We start from the raw sequence: 19,594 nt of genomic DNA, 5'->3' as shown, positions 1-19,594 counted from the left end.
GTTCATTCTCCGTTCAACAGCTCATCCGGGACACGCACGTGCGTGTCCTCCTTCAATGTCGACAGGACGATGGTGGTGCTCGTGCGGGTGACACCTGGAATGGTGCGCAGCGTCTCCACCAACAGCGAGTCCAAGGTCCGCGTGTTCGCGGTCTTCACCTTCAAGACGTACGAGTCCTGCCCCGCGACCCGGTGGGCCTCCAGCACGTCCGGCAGCTCCGCCACCTTGCGCGCGAAGCCCTCGAAGTGCTTGGGGTGCTCGATGCTCACCCCGATGAAGGCGGTGATGTCCTTGCCCAGCTGCGTCGCGTCCACGCGCGCCGTGTAGCCGGTGATGATGCCCTTCTCCTCCAGCTTGCGGATGCGCTCCGCCACCGCCGGCTGGGACAACTTCACCCCACGTGACAGCTCCAGCTGCGTGGCTCGGCCATCGCGCTGAAGCATGTCGACGATGCGATAATCCAGGGCGTCCATGGGGTGGGAAACCTTATTTTTATAAGCAGTCTTGGCGGTCGACGGTGAAGTTATATGCACTTGGTTGGAAGTGCAAGTCCGTTTGCATCCAAAAGGGTTGGAGCGGGCGGAGGGTTGTCCACCTGACCTCCCGGGTCCCCCGCGCCGTCGAGCAGAAGGTGGTGGTGGCAAGGCCCCGAGGCATTTCTTCCGAGGGGAAGGCCAGGGGCGGTGGACACTCTCCGCGCTCCCGGTCCGAGCGCGTCACGCGAAGTGTTTGACGCCTCGCGTCCGTGTCTGTCTTTGACGCAGGGAGCCATCCGTCCGCTTTTGACAGGGCGGTCGGCCGGGTGTTACCCGTCCTGAAAGATGAATCGCCCTTCAACTTCAGAACGCGTCCCCGTCACGCCGCGCGGTCAGCGGACGCGGCAGAAGTTGTTGAAGGCCGCGGAGGCGGTGTTCGGCGACAAGGGCTACGAGCGCGCGTCCATCGCGGACCTCACGCGCAAGGCCAGCGTCGCGCTGGGCACGTTCTACGTGTACTTCCCGGACAAGCAGTCCATCTTCGTGGAGGTGGTGGACGAGCTGGGCGCGCGCCTGCGCCGCCTCATCGCGGAGTCCACGGCCTCGTGCACCACCCGGCTCGAGGTGGAGCGCGAGGGGCTGCGCGCCTTCTTCGAGTTCGTGCGCCAGCACCCCAACCTCTACCGCGTGGTGCGGCAGGCGGAGTTCGTGGACGCGGACTGCTACCGCCGCTACTACGACCGCTTCGCCAAGGGCTACGTGCGCGGCCTCACGCAGGCCATGGAGGCCGGCGAGGTGCGCCGCATGGATCCGGAGGCGCTCGCCTACTGCCTGATGGGCATTGGCGACTTCCTGGGCATGCGCTGGGTGCTCTGGGAGGAGGACATGGGGCTGGAGCGCGTGCTCGACACGGCGATGACGCTCCTGTCCCACGGCCTGCCGCCCCACCTCCAGGCCGTCCCTGCCCCGAAGGCCGCGGCGCAGCCCACCCCCCCGAAGCCCGCCGCGAAGTCGTCGAAGCCCACCCCTGCGAAGTCCCCTCGCCGTCCGTCACGCGGTCCCCGGAGCTGAAACACCGTCATGCGTTACGCGAACATCCTGTCCACCGGCCGCTACGTCCCCGAGAAGCTCCTCACCAACGCCGACGTGGAGAAGATCCTCGGCGAGAAGGTGGACGAGTGGCTCCAGCAGAACGTGGGCATCAAGCAGCGCCACGTGATGGCGGACGACCAGGCCACCAGCGACCTGGCCGTGGCCGCCGCGAAGGAGGCGCTGGCCCGCGCGAAGGTGGACCCCAGGGAGCTGGACCTGGTGCTCGTGGCCAGTGACACGCCGGACTACCTCTCCCCGGGCACGTCGTCCGTGGTGCAGGCCAAGCTGGGCGCGGTGAACGCGGGCACCTACGACATCAACGCCGCGTGCGCGGGCTGGGTGACGGCGCTGGACGTGGCGTCCAAGACGATTGCCGCGGACGACAGCTACCAGCGCATCCTGGTGGTGGGCGCCTACGGGATGACGCGGTTCGTGAACTGGAAGGACAAGAAGACCTGCACGCTGTTCGCGGACGGCGCGGGCGCGGTGGTGCTGGGCGCGTCCGACAAGCCGGGCTTCCTGGGCGCGAAGCTGCTCGCCAACGGCGAGTACCACGACGCGCTGGGCATCTACACCGGCGGCACCCACCGTCCCGCCACGGCGGAGACGCTGGCGCTGACGGACGGCAAGCCCGCGGTGCAGTTCGTGCGCAAGTTCCCCTCCACGTTCAACACCGAGCGCTGGCCCATGCTGCTGGACACGCTGCTCAAGCGCGCGGACCAGACGCTGGATGACGTGAAGCTGTTCGTCTTCACGCAGCTCAACCTGCGCACCATCGAAGCCACCATGAAGGCGCTGAACCAGCCCATGGAGAAGGCGCACTACACGATGGACAAGTGGGGCTACACGGGCTCCGCCTGCATCCCCATGACGCTCGACGACGCGGTCCTGCAGGGCAAGGTGAAGAAGGGCGACCTCGTGGCGTTCTGCGCCAGCGGCGGTGGCCTGGCCATGGCGTCCGCCCTCTACCGCTGGACGGCTTAGTTCCCCCCAACACCCCGCCTCATTCAGACAGGAGTTCTTCGCATGTTCATCGGAGACTGGATGGGGCGGGGTGCCCTCTACTGGCCGGACGCGGTGGCCGTGGTGGACGTGGCCCGCAGGGACGCGGGCCGCTTCACGTACCGGCAGATGAACGCGCGCGCCAACGCGCTCGCGGGCTGGCTGCGGGACGTGGCCGGCGTGCAGCGTGGCGACCGCGTGGCCATCGTCGCGCACAACGGCGTGGAGTACCTGGACACGCTGTTCGCGTGCGGGAAGCTGGGCGCCATCTTCGTGCCCTACAACTGGCGGCTGCACGCGGCGGAGCTGACGGAGGGCGTGCGCGCCATCCACCCGCGCGTGCTCCTGTTCGGGGACGACTTCAAGGACGCGGTGGCCCAGGTTCGCGAGCACGTGGGGGACGGCCTGCGGCTGGTGTCGCTGGAGGCGCAGGGCCTGCCGGGCGCGGCTCCGTACGAGAAGGCCGTGGCGTACGCGCCCCCGGCCCCTGTCACGAACGCGGCGGTGAGCGAGGAGGACATCCTCTGCCTGCTCTTCACCGGCGGCACCACCGGCCGTTCCAAGGGCGCCAGGATTTCGTACCGCATGGTGGCGTGGAACACGCTCAACACGCTGGTGCACGAAATCCGTCAGGGCGACGTGACGGTGACGCACACGCCGCTGTTCCACACGGGCGGGCTGCTCGTCTACACGCTGCCCCTGCTCACCGTGGGCGGCACCGTGGTGCTGATGCGCCGGTGGGATCCGGACGAGATGCTGGGCCTGGTGGCGAAGGAGAAGGTGACGCTCTTCTTCGCGGTGCCCACGCAGTACCAGCAGCTGATGGATTCGCCGCGCTGGAAGGGGACGGACTTCTCCTCCGTGCGCTTCGTCACCAGCGGCGGCGCGCCCCTGCCGGTGCCGCTCTTGCAGGCGTGGCAGGCGGTGCACCCGGTGCCCTTCAAGCAGGGCTTCGGCATGACGGAGTTCGGCCCGGGCATCTTCAGCATGGGGCCGGAGTTCGCGGTGTCCAAGGCGGGCTCCATTGGCCGGCCCAACTACTTCATCGACGCGAAGCTGGTGGACGACGCCGGCAATGCGGTGCCGGTGGGCGAGGTGGGGGAGCTGGTGCTGAAGGGCCCCTCCATGTGCTCCGGCTACTTCGAGGACGACGCCGCCACGAAGGAGGCCATCAGCGCGGACGGCTGGTTCCACACCGGGGACCTGGCGCGCGTGGACGCGGATGGCTTCTTCACCATCGCGGGCCGCAAGAAGGACATGTTCATCTCCGGCGGAGAGAACGTGTACCCGCTGGAGCTGGAGACCGTCCTCTACGAGCACCCCGCCGTGCAGCAGTGCGCGGTGGTGGGCGTGCCGGACGCGAAGTGGGGCGAGTGCGGCCGGGCCTACGTGGTGCTCAAGCCGGGGGCCGAGGCCTCGGCGGACGCGCTGCTCGAGCACCTCAAGGGCCGGGTGGCGCGCTTCAAGGTCCCCAAGCGGGTGGAGCTGGTGAGGTCCCTGCCGGTGTCCGCCGCCGGGAAGATTCTCAAGCGCGAGCTGCGCGAGGCGGCCAGCGCCGCGGACGCTCGGGCCGCTTCGTGACCCACGGGTTTCCTTCTTTCAAGTTCAAGCAACACCAAGAGGAGCGCGCACATGGCTGATTCATCCAGGAAGGTCGAGATCCGCGACATCCCCACGCAGCGGCTCCGGGTGCGCGCGCGGCTCGTGGGCGAGGACGGCTTTCCGGTCATCTTCGTGCACGGCAACTGTTCCTCGTCCGCGTTCTTCGAGTCGCTGATGAAGACGCTGCCCCAGGGCTTCCGGGGCATCGCGCCGGACATGCGCGGCTATGGCCACACCGAGGAGAAGACCATCAACGCCACGCGCGGCATGCGCGACTTCAGCGACGACCTGGCGGCGCTGATGGACGCGCTGTCCCTGAAGCGCGCGGTGTTCGTGGCGCACTCGGCGGGCGCGGGCATGGTGATGCAGCTGTCCATCGACCATCCGGAGCGGGTGGCCGGCCTGGTGGTGGAGGCGCCGCTGTCGCCCTACGGCTTCGGCGGCACGAAGGACGCGGACGGAACGCCGTGCTGGGCGGACTTCGCGGGCTCCGGCGGCGGCACGGCCAACCCGGACTTCGTGCAGCGGCTGAAGACGAAGGACCGCTCCACGGAGTCGCAGACGTCGCCGCGCAACGTGATGAACGGCTGCTACGTGAAGCCGCCGTTCCGTCACCCGGACGAGGAGATGCTCCTGGACTCCGTGCTGGATACGCACGTGTCCGACGAGCTGTACCCGGGCAACTTCACGAAGTCGCCGAACTGGCCGGGCGTGGCGCCGGGCACCACGGGCATGAACAACGCCATGGCGCCCGCCTTCTACAACACCGCCTCCTTCGCGACGCTGGCGAACGGGCCGGACGTGCTGTGGATCCGCGGCGCGGAGGACGCCATCGTCTCCGACACGTCGCTCTTCGACTTCGGCTTCCTGGGCAAGCTGGGCGTGGTCCCGGGCTGGCCCGGGGACGAGGTCTATCCGCCGCAGCCCATGGTGTCGCAGATGCGCAAGGTCATGGAGCGCTACAAGGCCAACGGCGGCCGCTACCGCGAGGTCGTCCTCCCGGACACGGGCCACAGCCCGCACCTGGAGAAGACGCAGGAGTTCCACGACCTGCTCGTCCCGTTCCTGCGCGAGCACGCCCGCTAGCCGTTCCTGACGCGCGGTGAGTCACGCGAGGGCCTTTCCGGGGAGCCCCTGGGGCCCTTCGTGTGTCCCGTGCGTCCTCTTCCCCTGTCGCAGTCCGCTGTCGCCGCACCCTTCACCACCCGGAGGTCCGCATGCGAAGCACCTGGAGTTTGTCGCTCACGGCCGCATTGCTGATGGCAGGTTGCGGGGCTGAGAACCCCGCGGAAGCACCTCAGGCGCAGGAGGCCCTCGGGACGGCCGAGGCTCCGCTGGACGCGGACCTGGCGCCGTACTTCGACGCCATCCCCACCAACTTCACCGGCAACTACCGCGTGGTGGGCACGTACACGCCCCCCTCGTGGTCCTGGGGGCAGATCGAGCTGCTGGAGGGCCGTCAGCGCTTCCGCACGGAGTACTACAACCCGCGCACGCTGAAGCTGCGGGACCAGGACACGTACCAGTCCAGCGACTACCCGCTGAGGACGTACTTCGGTTCGCTGAACCAGCAGCTGGTGAACGGGTTCAACCTCTACTACGGGAACAGCTGTGCCACGACGGCCGGGGCCACCTGTCCCACGCCCGGTCCCACCAAGCCGGAGGCGCGCTTCGTCCTCTTGCACAAGGGGCGGGCCACCGCGGCGCGCACCTGTAACGTGAACCTGACGCCCACGCTGCTGGTGCACGGCGCCATCCAGGACGCGAACGTGTGGCTGTTCCCCAACGGCAACAACGGTTCGGGAGGCACCTACGGCGGCGCGGCGCAGCTGACGGGCATGGTGCAGGACCTGGAGTCGAAGGGCCGCTGCGTGTACGCGCTGACGTTCGGCTCGTTCCACGGCGACAACTTCAACCACGCCATCCACGTGGCCAACGCCGTGCAGCGCATCAAGGCGCTGCACCCGGGCGTGGCGCGGGTGGACGTGGTGGCGTGGAGCAAGGGCGTGCTGGCGGTGGACCCCTGGCTGGAGAACGCGGCCACGTGGGGCGGCTTCAGCACGACGCGCTTCTTCGAGCGTCTGGCGAAGGAGCAGGCATCGCAGGTGCCGGCGTATGACGACTCGGTGCGCGTGTACGTGCCGCTGTCCGGGCCGCACAAGGGCATCGACCTGAACTTCCGCCACCCCATCCACACGCTGACCATCGCGAGCACGGCCGACAACGCGCCGGTGGGCCGTGGCCCGATGCCGTGGACGTACTTCTCCGCGTTCCAGTGCGTGACGTTTGGCTATGACACGCCCTGGTTCAAGAATCCCTACGCGGAGAGCGTGTGCAAGGGTTCTGGCGGTACGTGGCCGGACTACTTCCGCCGCATCTACCTGTCGAACATCACGGGCCTGTCCAGCACGGGCACGCCGGTGTCCTCGAGCACGCTGCAGACGCTGAACACGAACCAGGGGCTGTCCGCGTCGTCGTTCAAGTTCGACGACTACAACATGAGCCTCTTCGGCGCCGTGAACGACAGCGGCAAGTACGTGACGGCGTACCCGGGCCAGCTGCAGGCGGCGTATGACCTGCGTGGCTCGTACCCGATTCCGGACCGCAGCTCCTCCTCGTGGAGCAACATCGATCCGGACGAGAACCGCTACTTCCCCTGGCTGGACACGAAGCTCATCTACAACCCGCTGAACCCGTTCATCGCGGCGGGCTACATGGCGTCCAGCGACCACCGCGTGTGCCGCACGACGGCGTTCGACCCGGTGGGTTCGCCGTGCTTCGCGTACCACGCGTACAACACGAACCAGAACCGTGAGGCGTACGACTCGCTGATGTACGGCAAGTACCGCATCATGGACGGCCTGGGCATGGCCACGGCGATGGAGATGGGCGGCAAGTTCATCACGCGCCTGGCGGAGCACGGCCTGGATTCGCGCCTGCCGTCGCTCTACGTGTTGTACGGCACGGCGGGTGGGTCGCAGCCGTTCGAGACGGACGGCATGACGTCCACCACGTCCGCGCTGCGCAGCGACGGCGTGCTCTTCGAGGAGAGCATCGCGGCGATGACCCAGCTGACCCAGGGCTGGACGGCCGCGAAGAAGACCGCCGACGCGAAGCAGGAGGGCATGGCCTATGACCACCTGAGCATGGGCATCACCCCGGCGGTGTGGAACAAGATCTCCGCGCACTTCGTTTCGCGGGATTGATGACGTGACGTGAGGCACGGGCGCGTTTGGGGCGCGCCCGTGCTTCGCGGGTCAGGGGCGCGGTGGGACGGAGACGCCCAGCAGCGTGCCCATGTCCCGGACGAGCTTGTCGAAGGAGTCCGCGCGGCGGGCGGCTTCGAGGTCGAAGACGCTGGTCAGGGCGGGTTGATCGATGGTCTCGCTGTAGCCGCTGGGCATGTGGTTTCCGAGCCAGCCCTTCGCGTCGCGGATGCTCTCCGGTTCGGATGGAGCCCGCAGCACGGAAGGAAGGCCGCGCTGGCCGCTCAAGGACTCGGCCGCCGCGAGGAACCACGCTTCGTATTCACACTGCGCGACGACCACGGAGATGGTCCGATGGGAGCGTCGTGCCCGTGCCCAGCTCAGGAGCCTGGGCCCGAGCACGCAGGGCAGGTCCTTGTCTGCGTCCAGCAGGACGAGGATGCGGCCTGCATCGCCCACCTTCCGGGCCGTCAGCTCGATGGCTCGGCGCAGCTCGTCTTCCTTGACCAGCTGGCCTCGTGGAATGCGATGGGGAAGCAGGACCTCTGGATGGACCGTGGGAGCCAACCACTGCGTCAGTCGCCTGACGAGGATGGGCGCGGCGATGACTTCACCGTGTCCTTCGACGATGAGCCCCAGCTTCATTCGGTGCCGAGCTCCCAGAGCTGGAGTTGATCCGCTTGGGGAATCGCCTGCCGATCGGGAGACAGCTGGTTGGCCTTCAGCAACTCTCCTACTGTGTAGAGCCGCTCCTTCAGTGCGGAGCGGGTCTCCTTGTCGACTGGTGCGATGAGGCTGTGACCCTGCTCCGCTACTACTGAGAGAATCTCGTCACTATCGATGCTCGGGGCATCGAGCAACTCCGGGCTGTGACTGGTGACGATGACCTGAGCGTACTGGGCCGCCTCTCGGAGTGCATCACGCAGGACACCTGAAGCTGCCGGATGAAGTGCGACCTCGGGTTCCTCGATGCCCACGAGTTGGATCCGCGGCTCGGCCCGCGTTTGGAACAGCGCGACGAGGATGCCCAGGGCGCGAAGGGTGCCGTCGGACATGCTGATGGCTGGAAAAGGCTCGTAGACTTCTCGCCCCTCCATGATGCGCTGCCGGAACTGCAAGGTTTCCAGGTGCTCAAGGCGCTTGTGACCAACGCTGGAAAGGCCGGGCACGATGGCTCCCAGATATTCCTCCACGCGCTTCTTGCCATCGCCGTCTCGCTTCTCCAGTCGTTCCAGGACACTTGGGAGATTGGAACCATCTCGGAGCAGGAAGTCTCCCTTGTCGGCAGGCTGTGCTGTTCGAAGCTGATCGGGGTTGAGGTTGTAGAAGCCCATGTTCGAAAGCGCGTCGAAGATGGGACGGAACGCAGGCAGCCCTGACGCATTGACCAGGTAGAGGCGGTCATCCGCGGCGGGGGGGGAGACGGGGCCAGGAGGAATGAGAATCCGTCCTTCCCGAACGTGGTACCTCGCTCGCCCGACGACGCATTCCTCCTCTTGAACCACATGGTCCCCGATTTCGGGGATGGCGATGCAGACGGAGTAGTGACCGGCAGTGCCATCGGACAGCACGAAGTCGAGTCGAATCTCGAATTGGCTCGATCCACTCAATCCACGGCGCACGATGAGGGCGGCCCCGCCCCGAGTCCGGAGCGCTTGGTCCAATGATGTCCGCAAGGCATCCGTGATGAGCCGCAACGCATCCAGGAAGTTGCTCTTGCCGGAGCCATTGGGGCCCACGAGGAACGTCAGCGGCCCCAAGGCGACGTCGCAGACCTCGATGCTGCGGAAATTCCGCAAGGTCACGCGCGAAAGCAGGGGAGGTCGAGGCCCATGGGGATTGTGGGACGGCCCGGGACTCTCAGCGGAAGGCATCGGACGTTCTCCAACAGGGCGGCGGCCGCTTCATCGTGCCGCTCGCCCCGGGCAGGAGTAGATCTGATACCAGACCGAGTAGCCAGATTGAGCAGCCAGATTGAGTAGCTAGAGTCCGATGCAGGAAGCGCATCGTGGTCTAGCCTGGAACCGCATGCCCATCGTCCACGACTGGCTGGCCCGGCGGGCTTTGCTCGCCCCGGAGCGCACGGCGCTCGTTGATTCGCTCCGGGGTGGGCGGCGTGTCTCGTGGGCGGAGTGGAATGACTCCGCCCATCGGACCGCGCTGCTGCTTCGCGGCCTGGGCGTGGGCGTGGGAGACCGCGTCTCCGTGCTGGCCTTCAATGGCGTGGAGACGCTGGACCTCGTGTTCGCCTGCGCCAAGCTGGGCGCCGTGCTCCAGCCGCTCAACTGGCGCCTGGGCGTCGAAGAACTGCATGGCCTGCTCTCCGACGTCGCCCCATCCGTCGTCTGCTTCGGACCGGACTTCCGTTCCCAGGTCGATGCGCTGCGTCCCCGGCTGACGACCCGGTGGATTCCCCTCGCGGATCCGCTCTTCTGCTCCCGGGAGACCCTGTCCGGAGACCTGCCCTCCGTCGAATTGGAGGCGGATGCCCCCTGGGTGCTTTGCTCCACCGGCGGGAGCACCGGCCTTCCGAAGTCCGCCGTGCTCACGCATGGCTCGCTCACCGCCAATGCCGTGAACACCGTCGTCAGCTGGGGCCTCTCCCAGGACGACGTGGCGCTGCTCAACGCGCCCCTGTTCCACACCGGCGGCCTCAACGTCTTCACGCTGCCGCTGGTGTACGCGGGCGGCGCTTCCGTCGTGTGCCGCGCCTTCGACGTGGAGCAGACCTTCGGCCTCATCCACTCGGGCTCCGTCAACCTCGTGTTCGGCGTGCCCACCATGTTCATCGAGATGCAGCGGCATCCCCGCTTCGATGACGTGGACTTCTCCCGCCTCAAGCTGCTCATCAGCGGCGGCGCCCCCTGTCCCGCTCCCGTCTTCGAGCGCTTCTTCGCCCGCGGCATCCCCTTCCGCACCGGCTACGGCCTCACCGAGGGCGGCCCCAACAACTTCTTCCTCCCCGACTCCGTCATGCGCTCGCACGCGGGCTTCGTCGGCGTGCCCCTCTTCCACGTCGAAGCGCGCATCGCCGGCGAACAGCGCCCCGGTGACGTGGGCGAGCTGCTCCTGCGTGGGCCCCACCTGTGCGCCGGCTACTGGCGCCGCCCCGAGGAGACCGCCCGCACCTTCGTGGAGGGCTGGCTGCACACCGGCGACCTGGCCTCCCGCGATGACCGGGGCTTCTTCCGCATCGAAGGCCGCGCCAAGGACCTGATCATCTCCGGCGGCGAGAACATCCACCCCTCCGAAGTGGAGAGCGTCCTCGCCGGCCACCCCGACGTCGCAGAGGTCGCCGTCATCGGCGTCCCCGACCCCAAGTGGGGTGAAACGCCTCGCGCCCTCGTCGTCCCCCGGCCCGGCGCCTCGCCCACCCTGGAGGCGCTGACGGCCTTCTGCGCGGACCGGCTGGCCCGTTACAAACGGCCTCGCACGCTGCGGCTCCTGGACGCGCTGCCTCGCACCCCGGCGGGCAAGGTGGACCGGCGGGCGCTCGCCCGGTCATACGGCGAGGGTTGAATTTCGGCCTGTTGCGGCCGTCCCCCTGGATACCCCTGGGATGTGCCTCCGGGCCTTCGTCCGTAATATTTCGTCATGGGCCTGTAGCCCCCTGGAAATGTAGGGGTGAGAGGTTGCAGGTCGCGGCCCGGAGGCGGACCGCGAGGGCCGGACTTAACGGAGAGAAGCCCGGGCCTCGTTCGCCTCCGGTCCGCACCCCACGCGGAGACCGACCCCATGGAGACGACCCCACGCCCCACGACCTCCGAGGACGCCACCATCCAGGTGCTCCTCGTCGAGGACGATGAACGCCTGGCGCGGCTCACCGCCCGCTACCTCCAGGAGCACGGCATCATCGTCACGGTCTCCGCCTCCGGCACCGACGCGCTCCTCCAGACGTCCCGCCACGCCTTCGACGTCATCCTCCTGGACCTCATGCTCCCCGGCCGCGACGGCCTGGAGGTCTGCCGCGAGCTGCGCACCCGCACCGACGTCCCCATCATCATGCTCACCGCGCGCGGCGAGGAGGCCGACCGCGTCCTCGGCCTGGAGTCCGGCGCGGATGACTACCTGCCCAAGCCCTACTCGTCCCGTGAGCTGCTGGCCCGCATCCGCGCCCAGGTGCGCCGCGCGCGCGGCAAGGTGGGCCCCACCAGCCACCCCGTGCACGCGGGCCGCCTCGTGCTGGACCCCCGCAGCCTCAGCGCTTCCCTGGACGGCAAGCCGCTGTCCCTCACCACCTACGAGTTCAGCCTGCTGCGCGTCCTGGCCGAGCGCGCCGGGCGCGTCCTCAGCCGCGAGCAGCTGCTCGACCTGGTGAAGGGCAGCGCGGACGAGGTGTTCGACCGCTCCGTGGACGTGCACATCTTCCGCCTCCGCCAGAAGCTGGAGCTGGACCCCCGCAACCCGCGCCTGCTCAAGACGGTCCGCGGTGCCGGCTACATGCTGGCCACCGAGGCCGAGGCCGACCCGTGAAGGGCCGCCGCTTCTTCCGACTCCCCATGGGCCTGCTCCCCCGCATCTACCTGGTGGGGGTCATCCAAATCCTGCTCGTGGTCGTGTCCCTCATGCTCGCGCGCGACCTCCTGCGCAACGAGTCCTGGCGCAACCGCTTCGATGACGAGCTGTCCTACTTCGTCGAAGAGTGGTCCGCCCTGCGCGATGAGCCCGACGCGCTCCAGGCGTCGCTCGACCGCGCCCAGCAGCGCATGGGCATGCGAGTCACCCTGCGCGCCGCGGACGGGACGCTGCTCGGCAACACGCGGCCGGACCCCGCGCCCGCGCTCAGCGCGGAGGACCTCGCCGCCGTCAATTCACGCGTCACCCGCAGCGGCCCGCATGGACCGTTCCCCGGGGCCGGTGGCGGCCCGGGCCGCATGCTGGTGGTGAGCCCCTACCCGGGCCCCATCCAGGTCTACGCCGCCGTATCCCTGCCCCCGCCGCCTCCGCCGCCAGACGGCGACCGGCAGACCGCCATCGTCGTGGGGCTCGTGCTGGCGTGTACCGCCATCACCTCCGTCGCCTTCGCGCGCACGCTCGCGGGCCCGCTGGAGAAGCTGGCCAGCGCGGCTCGCGCGTTCGGCGCCGGCCGGTTGGACGTGCGCGCGGGCCTGCGCCGCACGGACGAGCTGGGCCTGGTGTCCGAGGCCTTTGACGAGATGGCCGTCCGCATCACCCAGCTCCTGCGCTCGCAGAAGGAGCTGCTCGCGAACGTGTCGCATGAGCTGCGCACGCCGCTGTCCCGGATCCGCGTGGCGCTGGACCTGGCCGCCGAGGGCGACGCGCAGACGGCGCGCGAGCTGTTGCCCGACATCACCGAGGACCTGTCCGAGCTGGAGCGCCTGGTCTCGGACGTGCTCACCGCGTCCCGCCTGGAGCTGGTGACGGAGGGCCCGAGCGGCGGCGTGCCCCCCTTGCGCCTGGAGCGCGTGGACGCGAACGCGCTGGTGGACAAGGCCGTCGCCCGCTTCCGCACCGCCCGGCCGAAGCACCGGCTGGAGGTCCAGGTGGACGGCGCGCTGCCCGCCCTGGAGGCGGATCCGGTCCTGCTGCGGCGCGTGTTGGACAACCTGCTCGACAACGCGGGGAAGTACTCCGAGCCCGGCACCACCGTGACGCTGCACGCCCGGCCCGTGGGCGGCGGCCTCCAGGTGGAGGTGCGGGACCAGGGCATCGGCATCGAGGCGCAGGACCTGGCGCGCGTGGGCACGCCGTTCTTCCGCACCGACCGCAGCCGCGCTCGCACCACGGGCGGAGTGGGGCTGGGGCTGGCGCTCGTGCGCCGCATCCTGGATGCGCACCACGGCCAGCTCACGCTGGAGAGTCAGCCCGGCCAGGGCACCACCGCGCGCGTCGTGCTCCCTGGAGTGGGGGCCACGGACACACCGGACGGTCGCCTCGCTGTGGGTCATCTTTCGTAATAGAGACGAGATTCGCCGCAACATTTCAAAACGTAGACATAGGGGCATGAAGGCCTTGAGCGAGATGCCGCGGGAAGCGCCGGCCCTGGCGCCGGTGGAGACGGAAGAGGACGAAGGCCGCAAGCGGGGCATGCCGCGCTGGGCCTGGATCCTGGGAATCTTGGTGGTGGTGGGCGCTGTCGTGTTCTGGCGCGTGCGCGCCGGAAGCCGGGCGGACGCCGTCACCTACGAGACCACCCCCGCCGAGGCCCGGAAGCTCACGGCCAAGGTGACCGCCACCGGCACCGTGGCGGCGCTGGTGACGGTGCAGGTCGGCAGCCAGGTCTCCGGTCGCATCCAGGAGCTGATGGTCGACTACAACTCGCAGGTGAAGAAGGGGCAGGTCATCGCCCGAATCGACCCGCAGCTGGTGCAGGCCGCGCTGGACCGGGCGAAGGCGAACATGACGGCCTCGCGCGCGAACCTCCAGAAGGCGCGCGTCAACGCGGACGTGGCGAAGAAGCAGGCCGTGCGCTCGCGCGAGCTGCGCGCCCAGCAGTTCATCTCCCAGTCCGAGCTGGAGACCGCCGAGTCCGCCGCCGCCAACGGCCAGGCGGAGGTGACGGCCGCGGAGGGCGCGGTGGCCCAGGCGCAGGCCGCGCTCAACGAGGCGGAGGTGAACCTCAAGTACACGACCATCGTGTCGCCCACGGACGGCATCGTCATCTCGCGCAGCGTGGACGTGGGCCAGACGGTGGCCGCGTCCCTCCAGGCCCCCGTGCTCTTCACCATCGCGGAGGACCTGCGCAAGATGCAGGTCAACACCAGCATCGCGGAAGCGGACGTGGGCAAGCTGCAGCCCGGCATGAAGGCCACCTTCACCGTGGACGCGTTCCCGGGGGAGACCTTCGAGGGCACCATCCGGCAGATCCGCAATGAGGCCATCACCGTGCAGAACGTGGTGACCTACCTGGCCGTCATCGACGTGCCGAACCCGGACATGAAGCTCAAGCCGGGCATGACGGCCAACGTGACCATCGTCACGCAGCAGAAGGACCAGGCCCTGTCCGTGCCCAACACGGCCTTGCGCTACCGCCCCGTGCCGTCGGCGAACGCGCCCGCGCAGGCGCCTGCCCCGCAGGCCCCCGCCGGCATGCGCACCGTCTACGTGCTGCGCCGCCAGCCAGAGCAGAAGCCCCAGCCCGTGGCCGTGAACGTGCGCACCGGCATGACGGACGGCACGTACACGGAGGTGGTGGAGGGTGAATTGAAGGCCGGCGACCGCGTCATCACCGCGGCGAACTCGCCGGCGGGCCCGACGTCCTCTGGCGGTCCTTCGGGCGGAAGCCCCGTCGGTGGACCGGGCGGCGGCGGCCGGGGCATGGGCGGCGGCATGCGCCGCGGCCCGTTCTAGGCACCAGTCCAATCACTCTCATCGAGGGCAGGGGAAGGGACAGAGGCAGCGAGATGGACGCGGACACGAAGCGGGCACCCCCCGTCATACAGCTCAAGAACGTGGTGAAGGTGTACAAGTCCGGCGACGTGGAGGTGCGGGCCCTGCGCGGCGTGGACTTCACGGTGGAGCCCGGAGAGTTCGTCTCCATCATGGGCTCCTCCGGTTCAGGCAAGTCCACGCTGATGAACATCCTGGGCTGCCTGGACCGGCCCACCTCCGGTGAGTACCTGCTCAACGGCCGCGAGGTGGCCCGCCTGGACCGCGACGGCCTGGCGCGCGTGCGCAACCGCACCCTGGGCTTCGTCTTCCAGAGCTTCAACCTGCTGGCGCGCACCACCGCGCTGGAGAACGTGGAGCTGCCCATGCTCTACGCGGGCGTGCCCGCGAAGGAGCGCCGCGTCCGCGCGAAGGAGGCGCTGGAGCGCGTGGGGCTGGGGGCCCGCCTGGACCACCACCCGAAGCAGCTCTCCGGTGGCCAGCAGCAGCGCGTGGCCATCGCCCGGGCGCTGGTGGGCCGGCCCCGCGTCATCCTCGCGGACGAGCCCACGGGCAACCTGGACTCGCGCACCACGGTGGAGGTGATGGCGCTGTTCCAGCAGCTGCAGAAGGAGGGCCTCACGCTGGTGCTGGTGACGCACGAGCCGGACGTGGCCGAGTACACCCAGCGCGTGGTGGTGGTGAAGGACGGGCGCATCGTGAATGACAGACGCCAGACGCCGCACCCGGCGGTGGTTCCCGCCGAGGAGGTGGGGGCATGAACATCCTGGAAACAGTCATCCTGGCGCTCCGGGCGCTCTTGCGCTCCAAGACGCGCTCGGTGCTCACCGCGCTGGGCATCATCATCGGCGTGGGCGCGGTCATCGCCATGGTGGCCATTGGCGACGGCGCGAAGGCCAGCGTGCAGAAGGTCTTCGACTCCATGGGCACCAACCTGCTCATCATCCTGCCGGGCTCGTCCAAGTCCGGTGGCGCGCGAGGCGGCTTCGGCAGCCAGCCCACCATCACCTGGGATGACCTGGAGGCCGTGCGCACGCAGGTGCCCACCGTGCGCGGCGCGGCGCCGGAGATGCGCTCCAACGCGCAGGTGTTCAGCGAGGACCAGAACTGGAACACCAGCATCATCGGCACGACGGTGGACTACTTCACCGTGCGCAGCTGGACCATGGCGCTGGGCGCGCACTTCACGGACGCGGACAACGAGGCGGGCGCGAAGGTGGCGGTGCTGGGCCAGACGGTGGTGGACAACCTCTACGGCAAGGGCTTCAACCCCGTGGGGCAGGTCATCCGCATCAACAAGACGCCCTTCACCGTGATGGGCGTGACGGCGCCCAAGGGCCAGTCGCCCGTGGGCCAGGACTTCGACAACACGGTGTTCGTGCCGGCCACCACGTTCAAGCGGCAGGTGCAGGCGCAGAGCCTGGGCGCGTACATCACCGGCGCGGTGTTCGTGCAGGCGGTGAGCGCGGACCTCACGGCCAGGGCCCAGGCGGACGTGTCGAACCTGCTGCGCGAGCGCCACCGCCTGGGGGAGAACGACCCGGACGACTTCGACGTGCGCAACCTGGCGGAGGTGGCCAGCGGTCAGCAGCAGAGCACGGAGACGCTGAGCCTGCTGCTCGCGGCCATCGCGGCGGTGTCGCTGGTGGTGGGCGGCATCGGCATCATGAACATCATGCTGGTGAGCGTCACCGAACGGACGCGCGAGATTGGCGTGCGCGTGGCGGTGGGCGCGCGGCCGCGAGACATCCTGGCGCAGTTCCTCATCGAGGCGCTGACGCTGGCGGTGCTGGGCGGCATCATCGGCGCGGCCGTGGGCCTGGGCGTGGCGAAGCTGCTCGCCGCGCAGTTCGGCTGGCCCATGCTGGTCCGTCCTGACGTCGCGCTGCTGGCCATCGTGTTCAGCGGCCTGGTCGGGGTCGTCTTCGGGCTGTACCCGGCGCGCAAGGCGAGCCTGTTGGATCCCATCGATGCACTGAGGTACGAGTGATGCGGTCGCTTCCGTTGACGCTTTCGTTGTGTGTCCTGCCCGTGGTCGCGGGGGCCCAGGCGGCCTCGCAGCCCCAGGCCCCGGCCGCCCAGGCTCCGGCGGACACCCGGGCTCCGGCCTCGACGCCGCGGAGCCCGGCGACGCCCGCGACGCCCCCGGCCGTGCAGCAGTCCCTGTCGATGTCCGAGGCCCCCGAGGGGCGCGTCATCACCCTGGCGGACGCGGAGGCGCTGGCGCGGCAGAACCAGCCGGCGCTGCGCTCGGCGCAGGCGAGCACCGACGCGGCGTACGCCCGGGTGGATCAGTCCTTCTCCAGCTTCCTGCCGCAGGTGAGCGCCAACGCGGGCTACACGTTCGGCACCAGCAACCGGGCCGTCATCCAGAACGTGCCGGGCAGCGACACCGGCGTGGTGTCCAACTCCACGCGGCGCTTCAGCGGCAGCGTCACCGCCAACCAGCTCATCTACGACTTCGGCAAGACGAAGGGCCGCTACAGCGCGTCGAAGGAGTCCGCGGGCGCGCAGGAGAGCTCGCAGCAGCAGGTGATCCAGGACGCGCTGCGAAACGTGCGCACGGCGTACTTCAACGTCCTCACGCAGAAGGCCCTGCTGGGCGTGGCGCGCGAGACGCTCCAGAGCGAGGAGGCCCGGCTCAACCAGGTGAGCGCGTCCGTGCAGGTGGGCACGCGGCCGGAGATCGACCTGCTCCAGCAGCGCACCGCGAAGGCCAACGCGCAGGTGGCGCTCATCCGCGCGCAGAACGCCTACGCCACCGCGAAGGCGCAGCTCAACCAGACCATGGGCGTGGAGACGGCCACGGACTTCACCGTGCAGGACGTGACGGTGGCGGCCATCCCGGGCGAGGACGAGGTGCTGGACGCGCTGGTGAAGCGCGCGCTGGAGTCCCGGCCCGACGTCGCCGCGCGCGAGCGGCAGATCGCCGCGCAGGAGTCACAGGTGAAGGTGACGAAGGCCGGCCACCTGCCCAGCTTGAGCGCCACGGGCAACCTGTCCGACGTGGGGGAGAACCCGTTCAACGGCGCCACGCTGAGCGCGCAGGGCGGCATCCAGCTGAGCTGGTCGCTGTTCCAGGGCGGGCTCGTCAACGCGCAGACGCGCGAGGCCAACGCCAACCTGCGCGACCTCCAGGCGCAGAAGGACTCGCTCCGGCAGCAGGTGCGGCTCCAGGTGGAGCAGGCCCGGCTCAACGTGGTGGCCACGCGCGAGGCGCTCACCGCCGCGGACGAGGCCCAGATGAACGCCCGCGAGCGGCTGCGGCTGGCGGAAGGGCGCTACCGCGCGGGCGTGGGCAACATCATCGAGGTGAGCGACGCGCAGGTGGCCTTCACCAACGCCGCCGCCCAGCAGGTGCAGGCGACGTATGACCTGGCCACCTCCCGCGCGGAGCTGGCGCGCGCCCTGGGCACGGTGGAGCTCAACACCCTGGCGTCTCGCTAGGGACTACAGCGTCACCAGGAAGCGGGTGGCGGCGTTCACCGGGTCGTGCTCCAGCACGTCCACCCGGGCGTGCACCGCGCCCGCGTCCTGGAACGCGAAGGTGAGCAGCCCCTGGGCGAAGCGGGGCGGCTCCGCGGTCAGCCACGCCTGGCCCACGAACTCGGCGCGCGGGCGGATGACCAGCTCCCACGCTTCGCCCCCTGGACGCGGCACCACGGTGGCGTCCAGGAAGGTGTGCCCCCACCGGACGTTGTGGGCCATGCGCTGGAGCATCCGCTCCGCCCCCACCACGCGCGCGAAGTCATGCAGCGACGCGCCCAGGCGGGACGCCTTCACGCTCGCGCCGTAGCGCTCGCCCAGCAGGTAGAGCGCTCGCGCCTCCCCCAGCCCCGGGTTGAGCAGGCGCGCCATGCTTTCAATGAGGCGCGGCCACAGCCGCGCCGGATACGCGGGCCTTCCCCGCGCTTCGTCCGACAAGCCCAGGAACCTCAGCGTTCCGCGCAGGCCCGGGGTCCGGGCATCCACGCAGGCGAGCATCGCTTCCACCGCCTGCCCCAACACGAGCGGCGCCGGCGCTTCCCGGGGGAGGGTCATCGCGTCCATCCCCCGGCGATAACGCCCGGCCTCATTTTCACGCATCACGTCTGTGTGAAGAGATGTTTCGGCCGCGCTTCCACGGAGCCGCCGCCGCCGGACGCGGCGTAACCGGGCGGCACTGAAAACATGAGCCAACCCTGAAGGGTGGCAGCGGCGGCAGGACGCTCGAACACCGTAGGAAACGGCGGCTCCAACGTCATGGGTCACCTCCGGACAAGCCCGGAAACGCGTGGGGATGCACCTCGCGGAGGCCGTTTCCAGAGGGCGCTCCGTCTCAAAAGAGCCGTGGGTGTCGGGGTTACCCGGACTCCGAAAGTCCACCTCCCGCGCAGCGACCCTATGGGTGAACAATGGGAGGCTGACCCGGCAAGTTCTGTCTGTCTGCCTCTATACGTCCTATGCCGTCGGCCAAACGTTTCGGGTCGGCAAGCAAAGGCATGGACAAGAAACTCGCAACCACCATCGGCGCATCGGCTCGGGTCGCCCGGGGCCGCATGGAGCTGACGCAGGCCGACGTGGCCGAGCGGATCGACGTGGCGACGGAAGTGTACGGCCGCCTGGAGCGCGGCGGTATGCTCCCCAGCGTCCAGACCCTGCTGAAGCTGTGCCACGAGCTGCACGTCTCCGCGGACGAGCTGCTGGGGCTGTCCGCGCAGGGCGCGCCGCCGTCGCGCACGAGCGAGGCGCCGCCGCCCACGCCGGAGCGCCCGGAAGTCCGCCGGCTGCTGCGCAGCGTGCGCCAGCTGGACCCCGCCCAGGTGAAGCTGCTGGGCCTGGTGGCCAACGCCCTGACGCGGCGGTAGCCCCCCGCTCCACCCCCGC

At 69.3% G+C, this 19,594-nt stretch carries 17 protein-coding genes; 13 read left to right on the top strand and 4 right to left on the bottom strand.

Annotated elements, in window-relative coordinates:
* Positions 1-2 precede the first annotated feature (2 nt).
* Positions 3-473 carry an Lrp/AsnC family transcriptional regulator gene (locus tag KYK13_RS37470; protein WP_014400605.1) on the bottom strand — a complete coding sequence of 157 codons (471 nt, stop codon included), beginning with the start codon at positions 471-473 and terminating at the stop codon, positions 3-5.
* Positions 474-821: 348 nt separating this feature from the next.
* Between KYK13_RS37470 and KYK13_RS37465 the strand changes: the two genes are divergently transcribed.
* The 5 genes from KYK13_RS37465 (at position 822) to KYK13_RS37445 (ending at position 7,378) form a co-directional block, all read left to right on the top strand.
* On the top strand, positions 822-1,547 hold the full coding sequence (locus KYK13_RS37465; RefSeq protein WP_223639962.1) for a TetR/AcrR family transcriptional regulator: 726 nt from the start codon (positions 822-824) through the stop codon (positions 1,545-1,547).
* Between the two features lie 9 nt (positions 1,548-1,556).
* The gene (locus KYK13_RS37460) at positions 1,557-2,552 is read left to right on the top strand and encodes a 3-oxoacyl-ACP synthase III family protein (protein WP_223639959.1); all 996 of its coding nucleotides are present in this window, start codon (positions 1,557-1,559) and stop codon (positions 2,550-2,552) included.
* Positions 2,553-2,594: 42 nt separating this feature from the next.
* Complete coding sequence (locus tag KYK13_RS37455) at positions 2,595-4,151, top strand: long-chain fatty acid--CoA ligase (protein WP_223639958.1); 1,557 nt, start codon at positions 2,595-2,597, stop codon at positions 4,149-4,151.
* Between the two features lie 51 nt (positions 4,152-4,202).
* A complete protein-coding gene (locus tag KYK13_RS37450) occupies positions 4,203-5,258 on the top strand; it encodes an alpha/beta fold hydrolase (protein ID WP_223639955.1) in 1,056 nt (351 codons plus the stop codon).
* 131 nt (positions 5,259-5,389) lie between these two features.
* On the top strand, positions 5,390-7,378 hold the full coding sequence (locus tag KYK13_RS37445) for a triacylglycerol lipase (protein WP_223639953.1): 1,989 nt from the start codon (positions 5,390-5,392) through the stop codon (positions 7,376-7,378).
* A gap of 51 nt (positions 7,379-7,429) precedes the next feature.
* Here KYK13_RS37445 and KYK13_RS37440 read toward each other — a convergent pair whose 3' ends face one another.
* Both KYK13_RS37440 and KYK13_RS37435 read right to left on the bottom strand, forming a co-directional pair.
* Positions 7,430-8,023, bottom strand: a complete 594-nt coding sequence (locus KYK13_RS37440) for a DUF4276 family protein (RefSeq protein WP_223639950.1) — start codon at positions 8,021-8,023, stop codon at positions 7,430-7,432.
* On the bottom strand, positions 8,020-9,183 hold the full coding sequence (locus tag KYK13_RS37435; protein ID WP_255654120.1) for an AAA family ATPase: 1,164 nt from the start codon (positions 9,181-9,183) through the stop codon (positions 8,020-8,022). The genes KYK13_RS37440 and KYK13_RS37435 overlap by 4 nt, the downstream gene beginning before the upstream one ends.
* A 223-nt stretch (positions 9,184-9,406) precedes the next feature.
* Here KYK13_RS37435 and KYK13_RS37430 point away from each other — a divergent pair, with 223 nt between their 5' ends.
* From KYK13_RS37430 to KYK13_RS37400, 7 genes are all read left to right on the top strand, one after another.
* A complete protein-coding gene (locus KYK13_RS37430) occupies positions 9,407-10,897 on the top strand; it encodes a long-chain fatty acid--CoA ligase (RefSeq protein ID WP_223639944.1) in 1,491 nt (496 codons plus the stop codon).
* A gap of 216 nt (positions 10,898-11,113) precedes the next feature.
* Positions 11,114-11,851, top strand: coding sequence for a response regulator transcription factor (locus tag KYK13_RS37425; protein ID WP_223639941.1), 738 nt, complete (start codon positions 11,114-11,116; stop codon positions 11,849-11,851).
* Complete coding sequence (locus KYK13_RS37420; RefSeq protein ID WP_223639938.1) at positions 11,848-13,296, top strand: HAMP domain-containing sensor histidine kinase; 1,449 nt, start codon at positions 11,848-11,850, stop codon at positions 13,294-13,296. Before KYK13_RS37425 ends, KYK13_RS37420 begins: the two co-directional genes overlap by 4 nt.
* Positions 13,297-13,342: 46 nt before the next feature.
* Positions 13,343-14,689, top strand: coding sequence for an efflux RND transporter periplasmic adaptor subunit (locus KYK13_RS37415; RefSeq protein ID WP_223639936.1), 1,347 nt, complete (start codon positions 13,343-13,345; stop codon positions 14,687-14,689).
* Between the two features lie 53 nt (positions 14,690-14,742).
* Positions 14,743-15,489, top strand: coding sequence for an ABC transporter ATP-binding protein (locus KYK13_RS37410; protein WP_223639933.1), 747 nt, complete (start codon positions 14,743-14,745; stop codon positions 15,487-15,489).
* Entirely contained in the window at positions 15,486-16,718 is a 1,233-nt protein-coding gene (locus KYK13_RS37405) for an ABC transporter permease (RefSeq protein WP_223639930.1), read from the top strand. The genes KYK13_RS37410 and KYK13_RS37405 overlap by 4 nt, the downstream gene beginning before the upstream one ends.
* A complete protein-coding gene (locus tag KYK13_RS37400; protein ID WP_223639928.1) occupies positions 16,718-18,175 on the top strand; it encodes a TolC family protein in 1,458 nt (485 codons plus the stop codon). Before KYK13_RS37405 ends, KYK13_RS37400 begins: the two co-directional genes overlap by 1 nt.
* Positions 18,176-18,178: 3 nt before the next feature.
* Here the strand turns inward: KYK13_RS37400 and KYK13_RS37395 are convergent, their stop codons facing one another.
* Positions 18,179-18,769, bottom strand: a complete 591-nt coding sequence (locus tag KYK13_RS37395) for a DUF2378 family protein (RefSeq protein WP_223639927.1) — start codon at positions 18,767-18,769, stop codon at positions 18,179-18,181.
* Between the two features lie 440 nt (positions 18,770-19,209).
* Here KYK13_RS37395 and KYK13_RS37390 point away from each other — a divergent pair, with 440 nt between their 5' ends.
* Positions 19,210-19,575, top strand: a complete 366-nt coding sequence (locus tag KYK13_RS37390) for a helix-turn-helix transcriptional regulator (protein WP_223639925.1) — start codon at positions 19,210-19,212, stop codon at positions 19,573-19,575.
* The last annotated feature ends 19 nt before the right edge of the window (positions 19,576-19,594 follow it).

The organism is Corallococcus sp. EGB (genome assembly GCF_019968905.1).
In the GTDB taxonomy this organism is placed as follows: domain Bacteria; phylum Myxococcota; class Myxococcia; order Myxococcales; family Myxococcaceae; genus Corallococcus.
The sequence above is the reverse complement of the archived record's forward strand: the minus strand, read 5'-3'. Positions and strand labels throughout refer to the sequence as shown.

Bases quoted from the DNA above. Each gene is read 5' to 3' on its own strand.
- KYK13_RS37470 (WP_014400605.1), bottom strand. From the start codon at position 473: ATGGACGCCCTGGATTATCGCATCGTCGACATGCTTCAGCGCGATGGC.
- KYK13_RS37465 (WP_223639962.1), top strand. From the start codon at position 822: ATGAATCGCCCTTCAACTTCAGAACGCGTCCCCGTCACGCCGCGCGGT.
- KYK13_RS37460 (WP_223639959.1), top strand. From the start codon at position 1,557: ATGCGTTACGCGAACATCCTGTCCACCGGCCGCTACGTCCCCGAGAAG.
- KYK13_RS37455 (WP_223639958.1), top strand. From the start codon at position 2,595: ATGTTCATCGGAGACTGGATGGGGCGGGGTGCCCTCTACTGGCCGGAC.
- KYK13_RS37450 (WP_223639955.1), top strand. From the start codon at position 4,203: ATGGCTGATTCATCCAGGAAGGTCGAGATCCGCGACATCCCCACGCAG.
- KYK13_RS37445 (WP_223639953.1), top strand. From the start codon at position 5,390: ATGCGAAGCACCTGGAGTTTGTCGCTCACGGCCGCATTGCTGATGGCA.
- KYK13_RS37440 (WP_223639950.1), bottom strand. From the start codon at position 8,023: ATGAAGCTGGGGCTCATCGTCGAAGGACACGGTGAAGTCATCGCCGCG.
- KYK13_RS37430 (WP_223639944.1), top strand. From the start codon at position 9,407: ATGCCCATCGTCCACGACTGGCTGGCCCGGCGGGCTTTGCTCGCCCCG.
- KYK13_RS37425 (WP_223639941.1), top strand. From the start codon at position 11,114: ATGGAGACGACCCCACGCCCCACGACCTCCGAGGACGCCACCATCCAG.
- KYK13_RS37415 (WP_223639936.1), top strand. From the start codon at position 13,343: ATGAAGGCCTTGAGCGAGATGCCGCGGGAAGCGCCGGCCCTGGCGCCG.
- KYK13_RS37410 (WP_223639933.1), top strand. From the start codon at position 14,743: ATGGACGCGGACACGAAGCGGGCACCCCCCGTCATACAGCTCAAGAAC.
- KYK13_RS37405 (WP_223639930.1), top strand. From the start codon at position 15,486: ATGAACATCCTGGAAACAGTCATCCTGGCGCTCCGGGCGCTCTTGCGC.
- KYK13_RS37400 (WP_223639928.1), top strand. From the start codon at position 16,718: ATGCGGTCGCTTCCGTTGACGCTTTCGTTGTGTGTCCTGCCCGTGGTC.
- KYK13_RS37395 (WP_223639927.1), bottom strand. From the start codon at position 18,769: ATGACCCTCCCCCGGGAAGCGCCGGCGCCGCTCGTGTTGGGGCAGGCG.
- KYK13_RS37390 (WP_223639925.1), top strand. From the start codon at position 19,210: ATGGACAAGAAACTCGCAACCACCATCGGCGCATCGGCTCGGGTCGCC.